The sequence below is a fragment of the Anaeromassilibacillus sp. Marseille-P3371 genome, from assembly GCF_900169665.1.
Lineage (GTDB): Bacteria > Bacillota > Clostridia > Oscillospirales > Acutalibacteraceae > Anaeromassilibacillus.
Genome location: NZ_LT835157.1, coordinates 861,490 through 879,785 on the forward strand (window position 1 = coordinate 861,490; position 18,296 = coordinate 879,785).

Sequence of the window (18,296 nt, forward strand, 5' to 3'; positions counted from 1 at the left end):
TCAGGCCCATTATTCTCTCATGCAGGCCGCTTTGGCAACCATGTGGATCAATGCATTCTAGCAAGCGTTTCAACCGTTTTGTAGAAGGGCGCTGGTGAAATGACTTTTTGGATGGGCGGCAAAGTGGCAGAGGCGCTTTGCATGTATCTGCGTGATAGAAAAGGGGAGAGGTAAAATACATAAAAAAGCCGTTCCACTCTTTGTGGAACGGCAATCAAACGATTGTTTGCATTTTTATAAGGTTCCTGTTATAATGGAACTGTTTTCAGCGATTATTTTCGGGCGGTAGGATGGGGCTTTTCCATGGGCTTCTTTCCACCGCCCATGCGTCCCTCCGCATTTTGAATCAGGTTGAACAGGGAGGACGCGAAAAGAGGATATTCCTCTGAAAGTTGTTCCGGAGAGAGAGGCGGGGCCTGATCCTTTTTGAGTCCTTCCATGTCTTCTATATCTTCCCCACAGGCAAGCGCCTCGGCATTGGAAATGGCAACCTCCTGTGCCGCATTGGAGCGGCCGTTGCTCAACCGCTGCGGAACCGAGAACAAACCCTGCGGATTTTTGCCATTTGCCGAATACAACAGACGGAAGGCTTTGTAGACCGCAACACTTAGAAAAGACGAAATTTCCGTTGTCAGATGCTTGTTATTACATTTTTGGAGAATGCCGTAGATCACATTTAAGGAATTGGCAATCAGCTTTTTATTCAATGTGGGGAGCAGGCTGCCTTTAAACACGTTTTCCTTGCCGGCGGCATCCGGCTCCGGAAGATCTTCTACGGTGATCATCGCACCACTGCGGTGTGGAGAACGGCCAAGAAGATAATCGGTGGAGACATTGTAAAAATCTGCAACCTTTACAACAAATTCAAGGCCGCATTCCCGAATGCCTTTTTCATAGTGGGATAGCAGTGCCTGAGAGACACCCAATTGTTCTGCGGCGCTTTTTTGGCTTAAACCGCGCTCCTTGCGCAGCAGCGTGATAATCCTTGGAAAATGACTGTTCATGTTGCTGTCCTCCACCCCTATGCTGGATAGTATTTCGGAATGCGTTCCAAAGCGAACGCACCGTCAAGATCGTTTCAGAAGGCCGCGCAGAAAGCAAAGCTCCAAGTCGCCTTGCTCCAACGCGCTGGACCGCATCCATTTCACACATTTCGACCAAATGGCACAGGAAGAAATGGACGGGATACGTCGAAAAAGCGTATATTTTGCAGAATAACGTATAGTAAAGTATATACTAAATACAACATTTTGTAAACCACTAGATACAGTGCTTTTTTCAGGATTTGCCACAAGAACAAGTGCTCAGTGAAGGATATTTACGAAAGGTGGTGGCTGGTGAAATATCTGTTTCACCGTTATCTTATGAAATCCTATACCATACATCTGATCCGGCACGGGATTGCCGAGGGGAATTTACTGGGGCAGTACATCGGGAGGACCGATTCCCCTCTTGCCGACGAAGGCCGTAAAGCCCTGCAAGCGCTCAAGGAAACATATGCATATCCTTCCGCACAGGTTTTTTATTGCAGCCCTATGAGCCGGTGTGTGGAGACTTTGCGAATTCTTTACCCGGAGGCAGAACCTGTCTTGATCGATGGGTTCCGTGAATGTGATTTTGGCGACTGGGAGGGAAAGACTGCCAAGCAGCTGGCAGAAGAGGACCCGCGTTTCTTGCAATGGATGGAAAGCAGCCGCTCCGTAGCGCCGCCCCATGGGGAGAGCACCGGCGTGTTGGTCCAACGTACCTGTGCTGCCTTTGAAAAGTTGGTAGAGGAACTGATGCGTTCCGGTACAACGTCAGCAGTGGTGGTGGCGCACGGCGGCACGCTGATGTCGATTCTTTCGGCGTATGGTTTGCCGCGCGCCAGCTTTTACGACTGGATGACTGAAAATGGCTGTGGTTACTCCATGCGGATCACGCCGGGATTGTGGATGCGTTCCATGGTGGCCGAGGTGTACGACACTATTCCAGCGGGACGCAACGCAGAGGGTGGCGACGAAAAATTCATCGTCGATCTTGCGCGAGAAGCTGCAAATCGTGCATTTCGAAAGAATACCCCAGAATTGGACGGAAAAAATGCCCCGACGGAGGGTTGACATTTTTGCAAAGAACCGTTAATATAAATATCATAAAGAAAAGGCGATGACGGGAATAAGACTTGCGTTTTTTCTTCAGAGAGCCAGCGGTTGGTGTGAGTTGGTGGGAAGGCGTTGGTGTATAGCTCATCCCTGAGCTGCCGGTTTGATTGGTTTGCGTAGAACCGGACGTATGGCTGCGTTATAAGCAAAGGCCTTGTTGGAGGCTGAAGGGCGCGTAAGCGCTGAATTTGGGTGGTACCGCGGATTTATAAATTCGCCCCGAACTTTCTGAGGAAGGTTCGGGGATTTTTTATTTCTATAGGAGGATCTTGCTATGTACGAAAGTTTTCACAAGTATATTCCTTTCCAGCCAGTCCCACTGCCGGACCGCACTTGGCCGGAAAAAGTGATTACAAAAGCGCCTGTCTGGTGCAGCGTTGACCTGCGCGACGGAAACCAGGCGCTGATTGACCCCATGAATCTCGAGGAAAAATTGCGTTTTTTCCAGACGCTTGTGGACATCGGTTTTAAAGAGATTGAGATCGGATTCCCGTCCTCTTCGGAGACGGAATATGAGATCTGCCGGACCCTCATCGACCGAAACTTGATTCCGGACGACGTGACCATCCAAGTGTTGGTACAAGCGCGCCCTCATTTGATTAAAAAGACCTTTGAGGCGATTCAGGGCGCTAAAAATGTGATCGTACATTTCTATAATTCGACTTCGACCTTGCAGAGAAAAGTGGTATTTAAGACCGATATGCAGGGCGTCATCGACATTGCGGTCAACGGTGCAAAGCTTATCAAAGAACTCACCGATGAAGAGGTCGCCAGGACAGGGATGAACATCCGCTATGAGTATTCGCCGGAGAGTTTCTCGGGAACAGAGATGGACAATGCCGTTGCGATCTGTGAGGCGGTGATGGATGTTTTAAAACCTACACCGGACAATAAACTGATTCTAAACCTGCCGAATACGGTGGAGATGAGCACCCCGAACCACCACGCAGACCAGATCGAATATTTTTGCCGTCATATCAAAAACCGCGACAGCGTTATCGTCAGTCTACATCCGCACAATGACCGCGGCACCGCAACGGCTGCTACAGAGTTGGGGCTGTTGGCAGGGGCGGAACGTGTGGAAGGCACCCTGTTTGGAAATGGAGAGCGCACCGGGAATGCAGACATCATGAATGTTGCAATGAACCTGTACTCCCAAGGGGTGGACCCAGAACTGGATTTCTCCAATATCCGCGAAATTCGTGAAATTTATGAAAAATGTACCCGCATGAAGGTACATGACCGCCATCCCTATGCGGGCAATTTGGTGTTTACCGCGTTCTCCGGTTCGCACCAAGATGCCATCAAAAAGGGTGTCGATTACATGCGTGAACACGACACCCAGTACTGGGAAGTCCCGTATCTTCCGATTGACCCAGCGGATGTCGGGCGTAAATATGAGCCGATCATCCGCATCAACAGCCAGTCTGGCAAGGGTGGAGCGGCCTTTATCATGCAGCAGAGCTTTGGCTATGAGCTTCCAAAGGCAATGCATCCGGAGTTCGGGGCGATGGTCAAGGCGGCTTGCGACGAGGCAGGGCGAGAGTTATTGCCAAACGAGATTTTCGATATTTTCCGTGCACATTATCTCGATGTCAAATATCCATACAACCTCAAAAAATATAAGCTCTATGAGGAAAACGATGTGGACGGTGAAACCGTTGTGCATTTTGAAGGCAATCTGCGTTTCCGCCATGAGGACCATCAAATCAGCGCAGCTGGCAACGGCCCGATCGATGCCTTCTTTAAGGCGTTGCGTACAGTGGGAATTCACGACTACAAATTCGTCACCTACCGCGAGCATGCAGTCTCAGAAGGTGCGGACTCTAAGGCCATTTCGTATATCCAACTGACGGCGCCGAATGGAAAGACAGTGTTTGGCGTTGGCATGGACGGAAACATCAGCTTGGCTTCCATCAAAGGCATTATCTGCGCCATTAACCGCGCATGTAGTGAAGAAGAGACCGCTTCCAAGGCGGATTGAACCATCATGGTTTGAACTGCTTTTGTGGCGAGATGGAGGGCGGGGTGCTTGCAGCCTTCTGTGAAAAGATCTCTGTTTTCACCCCCAATTGGCCCGTTCTTAAAGAATGCAGGGGGCTTTTGACACATCTCTTATAGAAATAAGGGTACGCTTTCATTCTTGGAAAAGATCGTCTTAATAGTGAGCATCCTTGTTTTTTCAGCAATAGATTGCGGTGTCTAGAATTTGGCAGAGAACAGAGAAAAAGATTTTGTGCATCCCATATGGAATTTATACGACATTTCTATGCTATATAATGAGGAGGTACATCCAATGAATACATACAAAATTGTATTGTTAAAGGGTGACGGCATTGGCCCTGAAATTGTGGACCAGGCAGTCAAAGTTCTCACCAAAGCCGGGGAGAAATTCGGCTTTGGTATCGATTACGAAGAGGCCTTGCTGGGCGGAAGTGCTATTGATGCCACAGGCACTCCGCTTCCACAGGAAACAATCGACAAGTGCAAGGCGGCGGATTCAACGTTACTCGGTGCAGTAGGCGGTCCCAAATGGGATACGTTGCCGGGCGACCAGCGGCCGGAAAAGGGCTTGCTGGGAATTCGCGGCGCCCTTGAATTATTTGCAAATCTGCGTCCAGCCGTCATTTTTGATGAGTTGCGCGACGCTTCACCGCTCAAGACGGAAATCATCGGGGGAAAGCTCGACGTGATGGTGGTCCGTGAACTGACCGGCGGCATCTATTTTGGAGAGCGCGGCCGCAAAGAGGTCAACGGGGTTCCTGCTGCATACGATACCGAGATGTATACGGCGCCTGAGATTGAGCGGATTGCACGTGTCGCCTTCGAAATGGCCCGCAAGCGCAATAAGAAGCTGTGCAGCGTAGACAAGGCCAATGTATTGGAGTCCTCCCGTCTGTGGCGTGCAACCGTTGCGCGCATCGGCGCGGAAGAATTTCCAGATGTAGAACTCAGCAATATGTATGTAGACAATTGTGCGATGCAGTTGGTGCGCAATCCGCAGCAATTCGATGTGATTGTCACATCGAATATTTTCGGCGACATTCTCTCCGATGAGGCGTCCATGATTAGCGGCAGCATTGGCATGCTGGCTTCTGCAAGCCTGGGTTCCGGAAAGGCCGGATTGTATGAACCGATCCATGGATCGGCGCCGGACATTGCAGGGACGGGAAAAGCCAATCCTCTGGCAACTATTTTGTCCGCGGGAATGATGCTCAAGTATTCTTTGGAGCAGCCGCAGGCAGCTCAGGCCATTGAGGATGCCGTTTCTGCCGCCTTAAAACAGGCACGTACGCCGGATATTGCGACAGAGGGGCTTCGTACGGTTACCTGTGAAGAAATGGGCGATCTGGTTTGCAGCCTTCTGTGAGAGGGTACGTTAAAGAGTTGGGGCGATTGAGAGAGTGGAACAGAAAGCTTTGACCTTTCGGAAAGGTCTCAAGGACGGCATGCCGATCTGTTTGGGTTACCTCAGCGTATCCTTTGCCTTTGGAATCATGGCGACGCAAGGGGGACTGCCGGCGTGGGTGGCGCTTCTGATCTCCATGACGAACTTGACCTCTGCGGGACAGGTCGCAGGGACGCAGCTGATTTTGGCGGGTGGAATGTACGTTGAAATCGCGGTTACGACGTTTATTATCAATATCCGGTATATGCTGATGTCGCTGTCTCTTTCGCAGAAGGTGGAGTCCAAGATGACCAATCTGGAGCGTTGGGTGTTGGCTTTTGGTATTACGGATGAAATTTTTGCGGTTGCTATGCAACAGAGGGAGGAGATCAACGCAAAATACCTGTCCGGGTTGATTGCTACGCCCTATGTGGGATGGGCCTTAGGGACCCTGCTTGGCGCTACCGCGACAGGACTCTTGCCGGATTCTCTGCGCAATGCCCTCGGTATTGCCATCTACGGCATGTTTATTGCGATTATCATACCGCCTGCTTGTAAGGCAAAGCCCATCGCAATGGTGGTGCTTCTTTCGACGGCTTTAAGCTGTTGTTTCCAATGGCTCCCCTTCCTCAACCAGATTTCGACGGGCTGGGTTATCATCATCTGCGCAGTGGTTGTGTCCGCTTATGCGGCAGTGCGCTACCCGATGGATGAAGAGGAACCGCCGGAGAAAGCGGGTGGCGTAGGATGACATTGGATTTGCAACGAATATTGATCTCCGTGGCGATTATGGCCGGTGTGACATATGTCATTCGCGTATTGCCATTGGCAATCTTTAAAAAAAAGATTCAAAACCGGTTTATCCGATCCTTTTTGGCTTACGTACCCTATGCGGTGCTGGCAGCCATGACTTTTCCAGCAATTCTGTTTTCCACTGCGGAAACAGTGACCATACAAAGCATTTTGAGCGCAGCCGCGGGGTTGGGAGTTGCCCTGGTGCTGGCTTACAAAGACAAGGGGCTGCTTACGGTAGCGGTGGGGGCGACGGCGGCAGCGTTCTTGGTGGATCAGATTACAAGGATTTTTTTGGTATAAAAGGAAAAGTGGACGATGCGCGCGGCTCGTCCACTTTTCTTATTCTTATAAATATTTTAGTAGCCAAAGGTCCCGCTGAGTGACTCGTCCTGTTCGATCCAATCGGATACAGCAACCGAGATGAACGCATTTTTATTTAAACGGATCACTACGCGGGCAATACCAGCGTTGATGATCTGCCGCTTGCACATGGAGCAACTGGAGGCATTTTCTACATATTCCCCGGTTTTGGCGTCCTTTCCCACGAGATATAGAGTGGAACCAATCATATCCCGGCGGGCAGCGCTGATGATTGCGTTTGCCTCTGCATGAACAGAACGGCAGATCTCATAGCGCTCTCCACGGGGAATACCCAGCTTCTCCCGAATACAAACGCCCATGTCGATACAGTTCTTGCGCCCACGCGGTGCGCCGTTGTAGCCGGTGGAGACGATCTCGTCGTTATGTACAATAATTGCGCCAAAATTGCGGCGCAGACAAGTTCCGCGCTCTGCGACGGTCTCCGCAATATCCAGATAGTAATTTTCTTTGTCAGTCCGGATCATACTTTCCCTCTTTCCTTGTGCGTTTTTATCCATCTCTATGATAGGGGATTTTCGCGCGAGAATCAATGGCATTCCAAGAATTTCTGTGATATAATAGGCAAAAACCACAATCGAGCAAGAGGATCATGCCGGATGTGTTCGGTTTGCTACAGGGTAGAATTTTGGCGTGTGCTTCAGAAAAACTTTGGCTGCGGAATGCCGCCGGTGTGCGGTTTTCCTGTTGCAGCCCGTTTTTATTGTGGGAAACTATGAAGAAATTTGCCCTTTTGGGGCGTTCGGAGGGAATCATTTTGCAGGAAATCCAACGGCTGTCCGACCCATCGGCAGTAAAAGCACTGTTAGCAAGGCACGGATTTACATTTTCCAAATCTTTAGGACAGAACTTTCTCGTCAATCCTTCCGTATGCCCTCGGATGGCAGAAGAATGCGGCGTGGGTCCGGGCGTCGGAGTATTGGAAGTTGGCCCTGGGATCGGCGTGCTGACAGTGGAACTGGCGAAACGTGCGGAGAAGGTAGTTTCCATAGAACTGGATAAACGTCTCTTGCCCGTTTTGGGGGAGACGCTCGAAGGGTATCCAAACACCAAAGTAGTAAATGACGACATTCTGAAGGTTGACCTGCAGCCGCTTTTGCAGAGGGAATTCGCCGGCATGGAGGTGGTTGTATGTGCCAATCTGCCATATTATATCACATCGCCGGTGATTATGCGGCTGCTAGAGGAGCGCTTGCCGATCCGGGCCTTGACCGTGATGGTACAGAAGGAAGCAGCACAGCGCCTATGCGCTTTACCAGGGACACGGGCATGTGGCGCGGTGAGCATAGCGGTACAGTATTATGCGGTGCCGCGTGTTCTTTTCCAAGTATCCCGTGGGAGCTTTTTGCCGCCGCCCAACGTGGATTCCACCGTGATTCGGATGGACGTGCGTGAGCATCCACCGGTTACGGTGTCAAATGAAACGCACTTTTTTGCACTGGTGAAGGCGGCGTTTGGACAGCGGCGTAAGACCATTCTGAATGCAGTTTCTGCGGGCCTTTCGCTTCCCAAAGAGCGGGTAGCACAAGCCTGCGTTCAGGCAGGAATCTTACAAACTGCCCGCGCGGAACAGCTCACCATGGAACAGATGGCTGCTTTGTGCAGCGCCTTAGATTTGAAATGAGAGGGGGTCTCCAGATGTCCGACCATAAGCTTGCCTTTATCTTTTTTGAAATTGGGATGATCTTATGTGTGGTAGCCATGATTTTAGGTCCCATTGGGATAGAAGTCTGGTCTGTAGCCTGTTCAGCGGTTGCCATCTTTTTGGCGTGTGCCGGTATTTATCTTGCTTTTTGCAGTTGGGATTCGGCGCCTGAGCAGCAGAAAAGAATCCTACGGGGAGATGATGGAACAGAAGCAAAATCCGTCGCTGCTATGGAGGAATCTGGGATACCGGAAGAGGAATTTTCTGAAGAAAAATCGAATCTTGTGCCGGGGGAGACCTTCTCATTTAGGCCTTCTGGTGTAGAGGGTCAGGAGAAAGAGTCGTAGGATTTGCCCACACAGACAAAGGAGTCCCTCTGTGGACGGGAAATGATCGAAAGAAAAATCAAAGAATGAATATTTTTAATAGGGACAGCCTCCGCAAAAAGCAGGGCATCCCTATCGCTATTAAACGAATCTTTGTTTGTATCGATGCCAACAAAGGGGTATCCCAAAAGTCCTGAAAGGACGGAAGGATACCCTTGTTTTTTAAAAACTCAAATATTTTACCAAAAAGAAAAGAGGATGCCCCTCCTATGAATCGAACAATTCGTAGTTTGGGGCATCCTCTTACTGGTTCCTATGCGTATCATACAAAAATAGTGAGTTCATTTTTAGAGTGCCTGAATCTCAATCGTGTCCTCTGAAAGACGCTCAGTAAAGAATCGCACCATATTTGGATGAGAGAGGTTCCAATATCTCGTCCTCAATCTGGCATTCACTGTCAACGATCAAACGCCCTTGGAAGTACCGTAGGGCCGCTTCCAAAATCGGTGCACTGTCGCAATGTACGGCAATCGGAAGACGGGTCATGCTGCTGTTTTCTGCGAGTACATAGGCGTCATCGATGCTTTCAATTTCTACCAGGGCTGTATTGCAACGGTCGTCGTCCAAGTCGATTAGGTCGTCGTCCAGATGCCCGGTGCAGGCCAAGGGTTCGCTGAATACAAGGTCGTCTCCTAAGAAAAAGGCCTCCGTTTCGATCGTGGCCGCATAATTGTCAGGCTCTTTTGCAATTTCGGGAGGGCCGAATTCCTGCGCCACCTTTTTCAGCGCAGAAATATGCGCAGGAGTAGAATCGTCGTATCCGCCTACGATGCGGGCGCCGGCCTGCATCAGCAGGCGCATTTTCTCGGCAAAGGCCGCGGGGGAGAGGAGCGTACCATCGGTGTTTCGAGCATTTGGCTTTGCGATGATGGGAACCGCTGTGTGGAGGCGAACTTCCTCGATCAAAGAAAGCATAGGGTCGAGCAAGCAGTTCAGGCCGATGGCATCCACTCCCATGGCCTGTAGCGTGATGACCACCGGAAGCAAAGAACTGCCGGTAACCGTATGACCACTTTCGTCCACTGCGATGGTGACGAATACAGGCAGATCGGTTGTACGCGCAGCAAGAACCGCTGCGCGCATATCGGCCAAAGAGGTCTGCGATTCAATTGCAAGAAAATCGACGCCCGCTTGATCGAGTGCTCGGATCTGCTGGCGGTACAAGTCGTATATGTCGTCAAAGTCGGCCTCTCCAAAAGGGGGGACGAACAGGCCGCTGGGACTGACATTACCGCCCACCAGTACCCCGCGTGGTTTTGCAATGCTCTGTGCCAGGCGCACCAGCTCGGTGTTCAATTCTACCACGCGCCCTTCCAGACCATAGGCGGAGAGCAGAGCCGCATTCGCCCCAAAGGTTGGAGCAAACACTGCCTGGGAACCTGCATCGATGTATGCATTCAATAAAGTTTGCAGCATTTGTGGGTGCTGTAAAACCCACTGCTCCATACCGAGCCCACCAGGCCGGCAGACATCTGCCGGCATACCAGCAGACAGAAGCGCTGTACCGGTGGCTCCGTCCAATAACATGGGTAACGGATATGGGAAATCTTCCATGATTTTGTTCTCCTGTAAGGTTTCGTTTCAAGGCGGAATCACATGGATTCGGGCGCTGAAATTTTTAGCAGGGACAACACATTGCGGATAACGGTTGCTGTTGCTTTGCACAAACAGATGCGTGCGGCGCGCAGACGGTCCTCTTCATCCTTCACACGGCAAGTATTGTAAAATTTATGGAACAGGTTGGCCAGTGTGATCACATAGCGCGTGATACGGGCGGGATCGTAATCCTTTGCCGCTGCGACGATTTCGTCCGTGTAGGCAGAAAGGTGACGGATGAGGTCGATCTCCTCCTGTGTATTTAAGAGAGAAAGTTCTTCGTCGGAACAGGCTCTCGGTTCAATTCCTTCCGCTTTAAGAGCCTTCAGGATACTGCAAATGCGCGCATGTGCGTACTGTACGTAATAGACCGGGTTCTGAGCGTCCTGCTGAACTGCAAGGTCAAGGTCAAAGTCCATCTGAGAGGTGGCTTCACGCATGTTGAACAAGAAACGTGCAGCGTCTACGGGAACCTCATCTAGAAGGTCGGCCAGCTGGATCGCCTTGCCGGTACGCTTGCTCATACGGACCACTTCGCCATTGCGGACCAGGCGGACCAGCTGAATCAAAACGATGTCTAGTTTGCTGCCGTCGAGTCCGACTGCATCCATAGCGGCCTTCATACGGGCTACATGGCCGTGATGATCGGCCCCCCAAACGTCGATACAGCGGTCAAAACCACGCTTAGCAAATTTGTTGCGATGATAGGCGATGTCCGCCGCAAAATAAGTGGGGTTGCCATTCTGGCGGACCAGGACTTCATCCTTTTCCGCGCCGAAGGTGGTAGCGCGATACCAGAGGGCGCCTTCCTTGTCATAGGTCAGGCCCTTGTCCTTTAGAATCTGGATGGTCTCGTTCAACTCGCCATCGTTGTGCAATTTACTTTCCAAGAACCATTCATCGTATTGAATGCCATATTTGGCGAGGTCTGCCTGCATTTTGGCAATGTTGCGCGGCAGCGCAAAGTCCACCAAGGCCTTTTGGCGCACAGAAGATTCCACATTTACATAGCGGTCGCCGAATTCCTTCGAGAACTGTGCGGCGCGCTCTTTAATGTCGTCGCCATGGTAGCCGTCCTCTGGAAATTCCACCGCATCCTCGCCCTTATAAATCTGCAAATAACGCGCTTCCAAAGAATTGCCAAACTTTTCAATCTGGTTGCCCGCGTCGTTGACGTAAAATTCGCGCCACACGGAATATCCCGCCGCGTCCAATACCGCTGCCAAACAGTCGCCCAGAGCGCCGCCGCGTGCATTTCCCATGTGCATAGGACCCGTCGGATTGGCGGAAACAAACTCCACCATGATCTTTTTCCCCTGGCCGTATTCACTGCGGCCATACGCGTCTCCCAGTGTCTCAATGTCTTTCAGTACATCCACATAGAACTGCTTGCTCAGAAAGAAATTGATAAAACCGGGGCCGGCGATTTCAAAACGGTCAAAATAGGTGCCGTTCAAGGCCAGATTGTTTGTGATCGCCTCCGCGATTTTGCGGGGGGCTGCGTGGAAGGCGCGCGCGCTTACCATTGCAGCGTTGGTGGCCCAATCGCCGTGTGCCCGGTCTGCGGGTACCTCGATGGAAAATTCAGGAATGTCCGCCTGCGGCAGTTCGCCGTTGGCACAGGCTTTTTCCATGGCGGTACGGATAATATTCCTCAGTTCAGTGGTCGCCTGCTGCACGAGTTTTGACATCTTTGTTTTCTGCCTCCTTGATGGTAATCAAAATTTCATTCGAGCTGGACAGGTTGGAATTGATGTCCAGCGTATAGCGAACCTCCAGCTTGCCACCCTCGTCGGTCAAACTGGAGTGTAACTGGCTGGTGAAGATCCCGATCATCATGTTGCCGTAGCCGGTGTCGTACTGACAGAGGTGACGTTTGCCGTTCTCCAAAACCAGTCGGGTACTTCCCGCACCGCGCATCAGAGTCACTTTGTCATTTCCTTCGACCTTCAGCACAGAGGTCACCGGCTTTCCGTTCTCTTCACTGTCATATTCTTTATAGGTAATATAACGATTTTTTCCTTTTTTTACATAGGAACCGAGCGTGGTGACCTGAACCTCGCCGGTTTCACCGTCCACCTGCTGGCGTCCCAAAATGGAAATTAAATAATTTTCCTGCATTTTTACATTCCCCCTACCTTGGGTCAATAGCGGTTGATGTCGATTTGGTGGACCTCCTGGCCGATGTCCCTGCCAAGAAAGATGCCAGCAATGCGGGAGAAATCGTCTACCCGATCGCTCACATAGAAGGAACAGTCCCCCTTGGCGGGACGGTCACACAAAAGGCCGCGCTCTTCCAGCACCTTGCTGCAACAAAAGGCAGTCTCCCGCCCGCTGTCGATCAACGTAACTTCCTTTCCCATAGTTGCGCCGATAATCCGGCTGATAATCGGATAATGGGTGCATCCCATAATGAGTGTGTCTACACCGGCATCTCGCAACTCCCCAAGATAACGCTCCGCGACAAGGCGGGTGACCTCATCGTCATCTGCAACAAAGCCGTTCTCTACCAAAGGAACAAATAGGGGGCACTCGCGGTCGTAGACTTGGATTTCCGAATCGATCTCTGCGAGGGCTCTGCGATAAGAACCGCTGCGGATCGTGGCAGAGGTCCCAATGACCCCCACGCGCTTGTTGCGCGTTGCGGCAGATGCAGCGAGCGCTGTCGGATGTAGGACATCGATAAAAGGGACACCCTGGGGCTTTTTGAGGTTTCTGGCCAGAGAACTGACGGTGCCGCACGCAACAACAATCATTTTGACACGGTTTTCCGTCAGAAAGTGGATGTCTTGGGCGGCATATTTTAGAATCGTCTCTTGGCTTCGGGAACCGTAAGGCACACGCCCCGTATCGCCAAAATAGACGATGTGTTCCTGTGGCATAATCTCCAAAAGCTCTTTGACCGCCGTCAGGCCACCGAGCCCGGAATCGAAAACGCCGATTGGTCGGTTATCCATATTTTTTGTTCCCTATCCCTTCCCGTTCTTACATCCGGCCTTCCTTTTCAAAGGCGAGCTGAATCAATTGGTCCAACAGGTCTGGAATCGGCACGCCACATGCTTCCCAAAGTTTGGGATACATGCTGATCGAGGTGAATCCGGGCAATGTATTGAGCTCGTTGAGCAGAACTTCGGTCCCACCCCGCACAAAGAAATCGACACGCGCTAGACCTGTGCAGCCCAAGAGACGGTATGCACGTTCCGCAGTGTGACGGAGCTCTTCGGAAACCTCCGGCGCGAGATGTGCAGGGATATAGAGCTGTGATGTTCCGTTTTTATATTTGTCGTCGTAATCGTAGAAGTCGGCAGAAGGAGCGATTTCCCCCACAATGGAGGATTTGGGGACATCGTTTCCCATTACGGCGCATTCGACCTCCTGGCCGACAATGCATTCCTCAATGACCACTTTGCTGTCCTCGCGGGCGGCCTTGGAGACCGCTGCATCCAGATCTTCTTCCCGCTCTACTTTACTGACTCCTACAGAAGAACCGGCATTGGCGGGCTTGACAAAGACCGGATAGCCGAGACGCGCCTCGACCTTTCGTTTGATCTTTTCGATGCCTTCGCCGGAATAGTTGCAGGCAAAGAACCAAAGATAATTGGCCTGTTTGATACGCGCGCCGGTCAAAAGGGTATGAGCGATTGCTTTATCCATGCACACGGCAGAAGCTGAGGTCCCACAGCCGACAAAAGGAATGCCGGCCATTTGGAATAGGCCCTGAATGGTGCCATCCTCGCCGTTTTTTCCATGTAGCACGGGAAAAACCAGATCGAGCTTTACCGTTTCACAGGCGCCGCAGCCATTCATGACCACAAGTCCCCTTATAGAGCGGTCAGGGGAGAGGAATGCAACACGGTTGTTTGGATTTTGTTCCCAAGCGCCGCTTGCAATGTCCTCTGTAGAACTGTCCGTCAGAAACCATCGGCCAGCTTTATCAATGCCTACAAGAATTACGTCATATTTTTCTTTTGAAATATTTTCAACAACGCATTTTGCAGAAAGTCGGGAGATCTCATGCTCCGAAGAACATCCGCCGAAAATCACGGCAATCCTGCGTTTCTCCATAAGATATAACCTCCTGGATTATTCGGGATTTTGCGTGTTAAGACTCATTGGCTACACGCGGACCCTTGAATATATATGATAACACACGGCCCAATTCTGCGCAATCTCTACATTTGCCAACGCAAGACGCTGCTACAAAGAATTGCTGGATATTTCGCCGATAAACCGTGGAAGGGGCAATGTGTCGCCGATAAATTAGTATGGTGACAAAAAAATAAATATGTAGTATAATCAACAGAAAAAGGATCAGAACAGCCGTAGGGTCCGTGGGTGCGGACGGCTTTCATAGAGCAGGAGTGATAATTGTTGGATCAGAAGGCATTTGACCTGATTGTAGAGAAAACGGGCGCTTCGCTCGCGCCGCAGGGATTCCAGCGGGACAAAAACGGTGAGAATGAAACCACCGCGTTGTTTGTCGGCGAGAGTGTGGCATACAGCGTCTTTTTTGACGAGCAGAAAAAGCAGTTTGAACTGCGGGCCTGCGCAATGACCGAGGATGGTCCGGACGAAAAGTGGAAGGTCCTTTCCCGCTGGCTGTTTGAGCCGGAAGAGCGGCCGCTCGCGGAGGCGGAGAGTATTGCCAACGATTTTGTGGAAACCATCGAAGGGCCTCGCCGTGTGGCAGCGGTCCAGACGGCAAAGCGCAAGTCAAAGGGCGGCGAAAACAATGCGGACCCGCTTTTCTTTTTTAACCGCCTTGTGGGAATTTTCCCGGAATTGCGCGAGGAGATCACGGAAGAGCGTTCCTGGTATGGGATGGTGCGCGGGGTGACCTTTGCGCGGGAACACGTGTTGCCCAAGATAGAGACCTTTTTAAACTCTGCGCGGCCGGAGCAGATGAAACGCCTTTGCGATGTTTTGGGAGATATGTATGTCGCAGGGGACATGGATGTGCGTTCGATTATCACCATCGTTCTGCTGAACGGGATTCACGACCCGGAGATTGTGGAACAAAAGATGGTGCCCCAGTTCCGCAAAGAGTTGCAGGAAGCATACCGTGCGGGAAAAAAATATCGGGGAAAGACCGTAAAACCGGAAAAGAAAAAGAAAGAAAAGAAATATTCAGCGGAGACGTTAAACGACTTGCGTTGAAGCAGGGAACTCTTATCAGCTGGCGGCTGAGAGGGAGGCGCCGTTGCAGTGTCCGTTCATCGAGGCGCTACAACGGCTGTTTATCCCTTGTAGTCGGGAAAGTCTAGGGAAATTGCGGCTTTTTCGCAAGTTTTTCGAAAAATTCCCTTGACCGTTGGGCGAGGGTATGGTATAGTTATCTTACCTCATAAATTGGGGTTCTTTTTTTGTGCCCTTTTTTGAGGGAGGCTGTGGGCCTGCAACGAACGTGGGTCCGGGGAACTGTGCAACCGCGCAGATCCTTGAAAATTGTTCCGTATAACGGGAGGTGCCGTCATGAGAGTGAAAATCGTATTAGCCTGCACAGAGTGCAAACAGCGCAACTACAACACTATGAAAAACAAGAAGAATGATCCGGACAGACTTGAGATGAACAAGTACTGCCGTTTCTGCAGGAAGCACACGCTTCATAAGGAAACGAAGTAATCCGGACGGAGGGACAGAAAATGCCAGAAAATACCGAGAAGTCCGTCAAGGACACCGAAAAGGCCGTTAAGGCTGACAAGCCGGCAAAGACGGAAAAGTCGGACAAGAAGGAAAACGCATTTGTCCGCTTTTTCAAGAACACAGGCAAGTTCCTTCGCGACGTTAAGAATGAGGTCAAAAAGATTGTGTGGCCAACCCCAAAGTCTGTGTTTAAAAACACAGGCGTTGTCCTGGTGACCATCCTTGTCATCGGTCTGTTCATCTTTGGGCTGGACACCGTATTTATGAACCTGCTGGGGCTGATTATGAATATCGCCAAGTAGGAAGCGGAGGAATGGCTATGCCCGAAGAAGGAAAATGGTACGTTGTTCATACCTATTCCGGGTATGAAAACAAAGTGGCCTCCAACCTGGAAAAAACCGTTGAAAACCGTCAGTTGCAGGATCTGATTCAGGAGATCCGCGTTCCCACCGAGACGGTTACCGAAATTAAGGATAACAAGAAACGCGATGTGGAGCGCAAGATTTTCCCTGGATATGTGCTGGTCAAAATGGTTTTGACGGACGAGTCCTGGTATGTCGTGCGGAATATCCGCGGATGCACAGGGTTTGTCGGTCCGTCCTCCAAGCCGATCCCGCTCACCAATGAAGAGGTGGCCAAGCTCGGCGTGGAAAAACGCGAGGTGGAAGTCAACTATGGCGTAGGCGATTCCGTCCAGATCGTCGATGGTCCTTTGGAGGGCTTTGTCGGCACCGTGGAGGAAGTCGACCTAGAAAAGAACCGCGTCCGTGTTACAGTCAGTATGTTCGGACGGGAAACGCCGGTGGAGCTGGAGCTCGACCAGGCGGAAACAATGGAATAAGGACCCGAAGGGGTCCGGGCCGTTGGGGTTTGCCCAACGTGTCGGCAAGTGAGGTAATATGCGGGCAACCGCTTATTATGAGGGACGAAGTCCCCTGGGGAGCATAAAGAACCGCTTCCCCTGTGGGAGGAACGGCTAAAATGCTTGTTCCGCCATTTACCACAAATTTTGGAGGTGCAGAAAATGGCTCAAAAGGTTACGGGCTTGATTAAGCTCCAGATACCGGCTGGCAAAGCAACGCCGGCGCCGCCTGTTGGACCGGCTCTCGGTCAGCACGGCGTCAACATTATGGCGTTCACAAAGGAATTCAATGAGCGCACAAAGGGAGACGCAGGACTGATTATTCCTGTTGTTATCACGGTCTATGCGGACCGTTCGTTTACCTTTATCACAAAGACGCCGCCTGCGGCCGTTCTGATCAAGAAGGCCTGCGGAATTGAAACCGCATCGGGCGAGCCGAACAAGAAAAAGGTTGCAAAGATTACCCGTGAGCAGGTCAAGAAGATTGCCGAACAGAAAATGCCCGACCTCAACGCTGCTACTGTCGAATCTGCTATGAGCATGATCGCTGGCACTGCACGCAGCATGGGCATCGAAGTCGTAGATTGATCACCCGGGTGGGAGGAACAAATCCGATTTACCACTCAATAGGGAGGAAAACCAATGAAACACGGTAAAAAATATGTCGACAGCGCAAAGCAGGTCGACCGTTCCAAGTTCTATGATACGAACGAAGCGTTGGAGCTCTGTGTAAAGACTGCCACCGCAAAGTTCGACGAGACAGTAGAAGTGCACGTCAAGCTGGGCGTTGACAGCCGTCATGCGGACCAGCAGGTTCGTGGCGCTATCGTTTTGCCGAACGGCACTGGTAAAAAAGTTCGCGTTTTGGCAATCTGCAAGGGCGACGCTGCAAAAGACGCAGAAGCGGCTGGTGCAGAGTTTGTTGGCGCAGAAGAGATGGTTCAAAAGATCCAGAGCGAGAACTGGATGGACTTTGACGTGCTGATCACGACTCCGGATATGATGGGTCTGGTTGGCCGCCTCGGTAAGATCCTCGGCCCCCGCGGTTTGATGCCAAACCCGAAGGCTGGTACCGTTACGCGTGAGATCGGTAAAGCAATCGCAGATGCAAAGGCTGGTAAGATTGAATACCGTCTTGACAAGACCAACATCATTCACTGCGTCATTGGTAAGGTTTCCTTCGGCGCACAGAAGCTGGAAGAGAACTTCGATGCGCTCATTGGCGCAATCATTAAGGCGAAGCCGGCTGCTGCTAAGGGTCAGTATATCCGTTCCTGCGTGGTCGCTACCACGATGGGCCCGGGTGTCAAAATGAACCCGAACAAAGTTGGCACTGCTTCTTGACAAGGGCTTGTCCCTGTGTTAAGATAAATACTGCTTCCTGTAATATGGAGAGCAGATTCGTTGCTGTTCTTTATTCAAAGACAGCAGGCGCATTGCGTAATGGGGTTTCCCAGCCTGC

Annotated in this window: 20 protein-coding genes and 2 other annotated features (1 of these 22 running past the window's edge); of the genes, 13 read left to right on the forward strand and 7 right to left on the reverse strand. The window is 51.2% G+C overall.

Annotated features, from left to right (window positions below; translation table 11 throughout):
• Window positions 1-272 precede the first annotated feature (272 nt).
• Window positions 273-1,004, reverse strand: a complete 732-nt coding sequence (locus B9Y59_RS02685) for a helix-turn-helix domain-containing protein (protein WP_054323554.1) — start codon at window positions 1,002-1,004, stop codon at window positions 273-275.
• A 333-nt stretch (window positions 1,005-1,337) separates the two neighbouring features.
• Between B9Y59_RS02685 and B9Y59_RS02695 the strand changes: the two genes are divergently transcribed.
• From B9Y59_RS02695 to B9Y59_RS02715, 5 genes are all read left to right on the forward strand, one after another.
• A complete protein-coding gene (locus B9Y59_RS02695; protein ID WP_242967206.1) occupies window positions 1,338-2,099 on the forward strand; it encodes a histidine phosphatase family protein in 762 nt (253 codons plus the stop codon).
• A gap of 37 nt (window positions 2,100-2,136) precedes the next feature.
• Window positions 2,137-2,366, forward strand: a binding site (T-box leader).
• A gap of 49 nt (window positions 2,367-2,415) precedes the next feature.
• Window positions 2,416-4,125 carry a 2-isopropylmalate synthase gene (gene leuA, locus B9Y59_RS02700; protein WP_085531632.1) on the forward strand — a complete coding sequence of 570 codons (1,710 nt, stop codon included), beginning with the start codon at window positions 2,416-2,418 and terminating at the stop codon, window positions 4,123-4,125.
• A 312-nt stretch (window positions 4,126-4,437) separates the two neighbouring features.
• A complete protein-coding gene (gene leuB, locus B9Y59_RS02705) occupies window positions 4,438-5,511 on the forward strand; it encodes a 3-isopropylmalate dehydrogenase (RefSeq protein WP_085531634.1) in 1,074 nt (357 codons plus the stop codon).
• Window positions 5,512-5,536: 25 nt separating this feature from the next.
• Entirely contained in the window at window positions 5,537-6,280 is a 744-nt protein-coding gene (locus tag B9Y59_RS02710; protein ID WP_242967340.1) for an AzlC family ABC transporter permease, read from the forward strand.
• A gap of 2 nt (window positions 6,281-6,282) precedes the next feature.
• Window positions 6,283-6,624, forward strand: coding sequence for an AzlD domain-containing protein (locus tag B9Y59_RS02715; protein WP_442856173.1), 342 nt, complete (start codon window positions 6,283-6,285; stop codon window positions 6,622-6,624).
• Between the two features lie 56 nt (window positions 6,625-6,680).
• On the opposite strand, the gene B9Y59_RS02720 is transcribed toward B9Y59_RS02715, so the two are convergent.
• Entirely contained in the window at window positions 6,681-7,169 is a 489-nt protein-coding gene (locus B9Y59_RS02720; protein ID WP_054323558.1) for a deoxycytidylate deaminase, read from the reverse strand.
• 248 nt (window positions 7,170-7,417) lie between these two features.
• On the opposite strand from B9Y59_RS02720, the gene rsmA reads away from it, so the two are divergent.
• A complete protein-coding gene (gene rsmA / locus B9Y59_RS02725) occupies window positions 7,418-8,326 on the forward strand; it encodes a 16S rRNA (adenine(1518)-N(6)/adenine(1519)-N(6))-dimethyltransferase RsmA (RefSeq protein ID WP_054323592.1) in 909 nt (302 codons plus the stop codon).
• A gap of 14 nt (window positions 8,327-8,340) precedes the next feature.
• The gene (locus B9Y59_RS02730) at window positions 8,341-8,694 is read left to right on the forward strand and encodes a hypothetical protein (RefSeq protein WP_085531638.1); all 354 of its coding nucleotides are present in this window, start codon (window positions 8,341-8,343) and stop codon (window positions 8,692-8,694) included.
• A gap of 366 nt (window positions 8,695-9,060) precedes the next feature.
• Here the strand turns inward: B9Y59_RS02730 and B9Y59_RS02735 are convergent, their stop codons facing one another.
• From B9Y59_RS02735 to B9Y59_RS02755, 5 genes are read right to left on the reverse strand one after another with little or no spacing between them, the layout of a single operon-like run.
• Window positions 9,061-10,287 (reverse strand): homocysteine S-methyltransferase family protein, encoded by a 1,227-nt coding sequence (locus B9Y59_RS02735; protein WP_085531640.1) that lies wholly within the window; start codon window positions 10,285-10,287, stop codon window positions 9,061-9,063.
• A 38-nt stretch (window positions 10,288-10,325) separates the two neighbouring features.
• Complete coding sequence (gene argS, locus B9Y59_RS02740; protein ID WP_085531642.1) at window positions 10,326-12,020, reverse strand: arginine--tRNA ligase; 1,695 nt, start codon at window positions 12,018-12,020, stop codon at window positions 10,326-10,328.
• Window positions 11,989-12,450, reverse strand: coding sequence for a YwiB family protein (locus B9Y59_RS02745; RefSeq protein ID WP_085531644.1), 462 nt, complete (start codon window positions 12,448-12,450; stop codon window positions 11,989-11,991). Before B9Y59_RS02745 ends, argS begins: the two co-directional genes overlap by 32 nt.
• A gap of 23 nt (window positions 12,451-12,473) precedes the next feature.
• Entirely contained in the window at window positions 12,474-13,286 is an 813-nt protein-coding gene (gene murI, locus B9Y59_RS02750; protein WP_085531646.1) for a glutamate racemase, read from the reverse strand.
• A 28-nt stretch (window positions 13,287-13,314) separates the two neighbouring features.
• The gene (locus tag B9Y59_RS02755) at window positions 13,315-14,394 is read right to left on the reverse strand and encodes a D-alanine--D-alanine ligase family protein (RefSeq protein ID WP_085531653.1); all 1,080 of its coding nucleotides are present in this window, start codon (window positions 14,392-14,394) and stop codon (window positions 13,315-13,317) included.
• Between the two features lie 303 nt (window positions 14,395-14,697).
• On the opposite strand from B9Y59_RS02755, the gene B9Y59_RS02760 reads away from it, so the two are divergent.
• From B9Y59_RS02760 to rplA, 6 genes are all read left to right on the forward strand, one after another.
• Window positions 14,698-15,486, forward strand: a complete 789-nt coding sequence (locus B9Y59_RS02760) for a DUF7674 family protein (protein WP_242967208.1) — start codon at window positions 14,698-14,700, stop codon at window positions 15,484-15,486.
• A 315-nt stretch (window positions 15,487-15,801) separates the two neighbouring features.
• Window positions 15,802-15,951 carry a 50S ribosomal protein L33 gene (gene rpmG, locus B9Y59_RS02765; protein WP_054323564.1) on the forward strand — a complete coding sequence of 50 codons (150 nt, stop codon included), beginning with the start codon at window positions 15,802-15,804 and terminating at the stop codon, window positions 15,949-15,951.
• A gap of 20 nt (window positions 15,952-15,971) precedes the next feature.
• Complete coding sequence (secE, locus tag B9Y59_RS02770) at window positions 15,972-16,274, forward strand: preprotein translocase subunit SecE (RefSeq protein ID WP_082402119.1); 303 nt, start codon at window positions 15,972-15,974, stop codon at window positions 16,272-16,274.
• 17 nt (window positions 16,275-16,291) lie between these two features.
• The gene (nusG, locus tag B9Y59_RS02775; RefSeq protein WP_054323593.1) at window positions 16,292-16,813 is read left to right on the forward strand and encodes a transcription termination/antitermination protein NusG; all 522 of its coding nucleotides are present in this window, start codon (window positions 16,292-16,294) and stop codon (window positions 16,811-16,813) included.
• Between the two features lie 183 nt (window positions 16,814-16,996).
• Window positions 16,997-17,422 (forward strand): 50S ribosomal protein L11, encoded by a 426-nt coding sequence (gene rplK, locus B9Y59_RS02780; RefSeq protein WP_054323565.1) that lies wholly within the window; start codon window positions 16,997-16,999, stop codon window positions 17,420-17,422.
• A 54-nt stretch (window positions 17,423-17,476) separates the two neighbouring features.
• Complete coding sequence (gene rplA, locus B9Y59_RS02785) at window positions 17,477-18,178, forward strand: 50S ribosomal protein L1 (protein ID WP_054323566.1); 702 nt, start codon at window positions 17,477-17,479, stop codon at window positions 18,176-18,178.
• A 56-nt stretch (window positions 18,179-18,234) separates the two neighbouring features.
• Window positions 18,235-18,296, forward strand: a sequence feature (ribosomal protein L10 leader region); it runs 97 nt beyond the window's last position.

What these genes read in the sequence shown, in the direction of transcription:
- B9Y59_RS02685 (WP_054323554.1), bottom strand. Translation starts at nt 1,004, where the DNA reads ATGAACAGTCATTTTCCAAGGATTATCACGCTGCTGCGCAAGGAGCGC.
- leuA (WP_085531632.1), top strand. Translation starts at nt 2,416, where the DNA reads ATGTACGAAAGTTTTCACAAGTATATTCCTTTCCAGCCAGTCCCACTG.
- leuB (WP_085531634.1), top strand. Translation starts at nt 4,438, where the DNA reads ATGAATACATACAAAATTGTATTGTTAAAGGGTGACGGCATTGGCCCT.
- B9Y59_RS02720 (WP_054323558.1), bottom strand. Translation starts at nt 7,169, where the DNA reads ATGATCCGGACTGACAAAGAAAATTACTATCTGGATATTGCGGAGACC.
- rsmA (WP_054323592.1), top strand. Translation starts at nt 7,418, where the DNA reads ATGAAGAAATTTGCCCTTTTGGGGCGTTCGGAGGGAATCATTTTGCAG.
- B9Y59_RS02730 (WP_085531638.1), top strand. Translation starts at nt 8,341, where the DNA reads ATGTCCGACCATAAGCTTGCCTTTATCTTTTTTGAAATTGGGATGATC.
- B9Y59_RS02735 (WP_085531640.1), bottom strand. Translation starts at nt 10,287, where the DNA reads ATGGAAGATTTCCCATATCCGTTACCCATGTTATTGGACGGAGCCACC.
- argS (WP_085531642.1), bottom strand. Translation starts at nt 12,020, where the DNA reads ATGTCAAAACTCGTGCAGCAGGCGACCACTGAACTGAGGAATATTATC.
- B9Y59_RS02745 (WP_085531644.1), bottom strand. Translation starts at nt 12,450, where the DNA reads ATGCAGGAAAATTATTTAATTTCCATTTTGGGACGCCAGCAGGTGGAC.
- murI (WP_085531646.1), bottom strand. Translation starts at nt 13,286, where the DNA reads ATGGATAACCGACCAATCGGCGTTTTCGATTCCGGGCTCGGTGGCCTG.
- B9Y59_RS02755 (WP_085531653.1), bottom strand. Translation starts at nt 14,394, where the DNA reads ATGGAGAAACGCAGGATTGCCGTGATTTTCGGCGGATGTTCTTCGGAG.
- rpmG (WP_054323564.1), top strand. Translation starts at nt 15,802, where the DNA reads ATGAGAGTGAAAATCGTATTAGCCTGCACAGAGTGCAAACAGCGCAAC.
- secE (WP_082402119.1), top strand. Translation starts at nt 15,972, where the DNA reads ATGCCAGAAAATACCGAGAAGTCCGTCAAGGACACCGAAAAGGCCGTT.
- nusG (WP_054323593.1), top strand. Translation starts at nt 16,292, where the DNA reads ATGCCCGAAGAAGGAAAATGGTACGTTGTTCATACCTATTCCGGGTAT.
- rplK (WP_054323565.1), top strand. Translation starts at nt 16,997, where the DNA reads ATGGCTCAAAAGGTTACGGGCTTGATTAAGCTCCAGATACCGGCTGGC.
- rplA (WP_054323566.1), top strand. Translation starts at nt 17,477, where the DNA reads ATGAAACACGGTAAAAAATATGTCGACAGCGCAAAGCAGGTCGACCGT.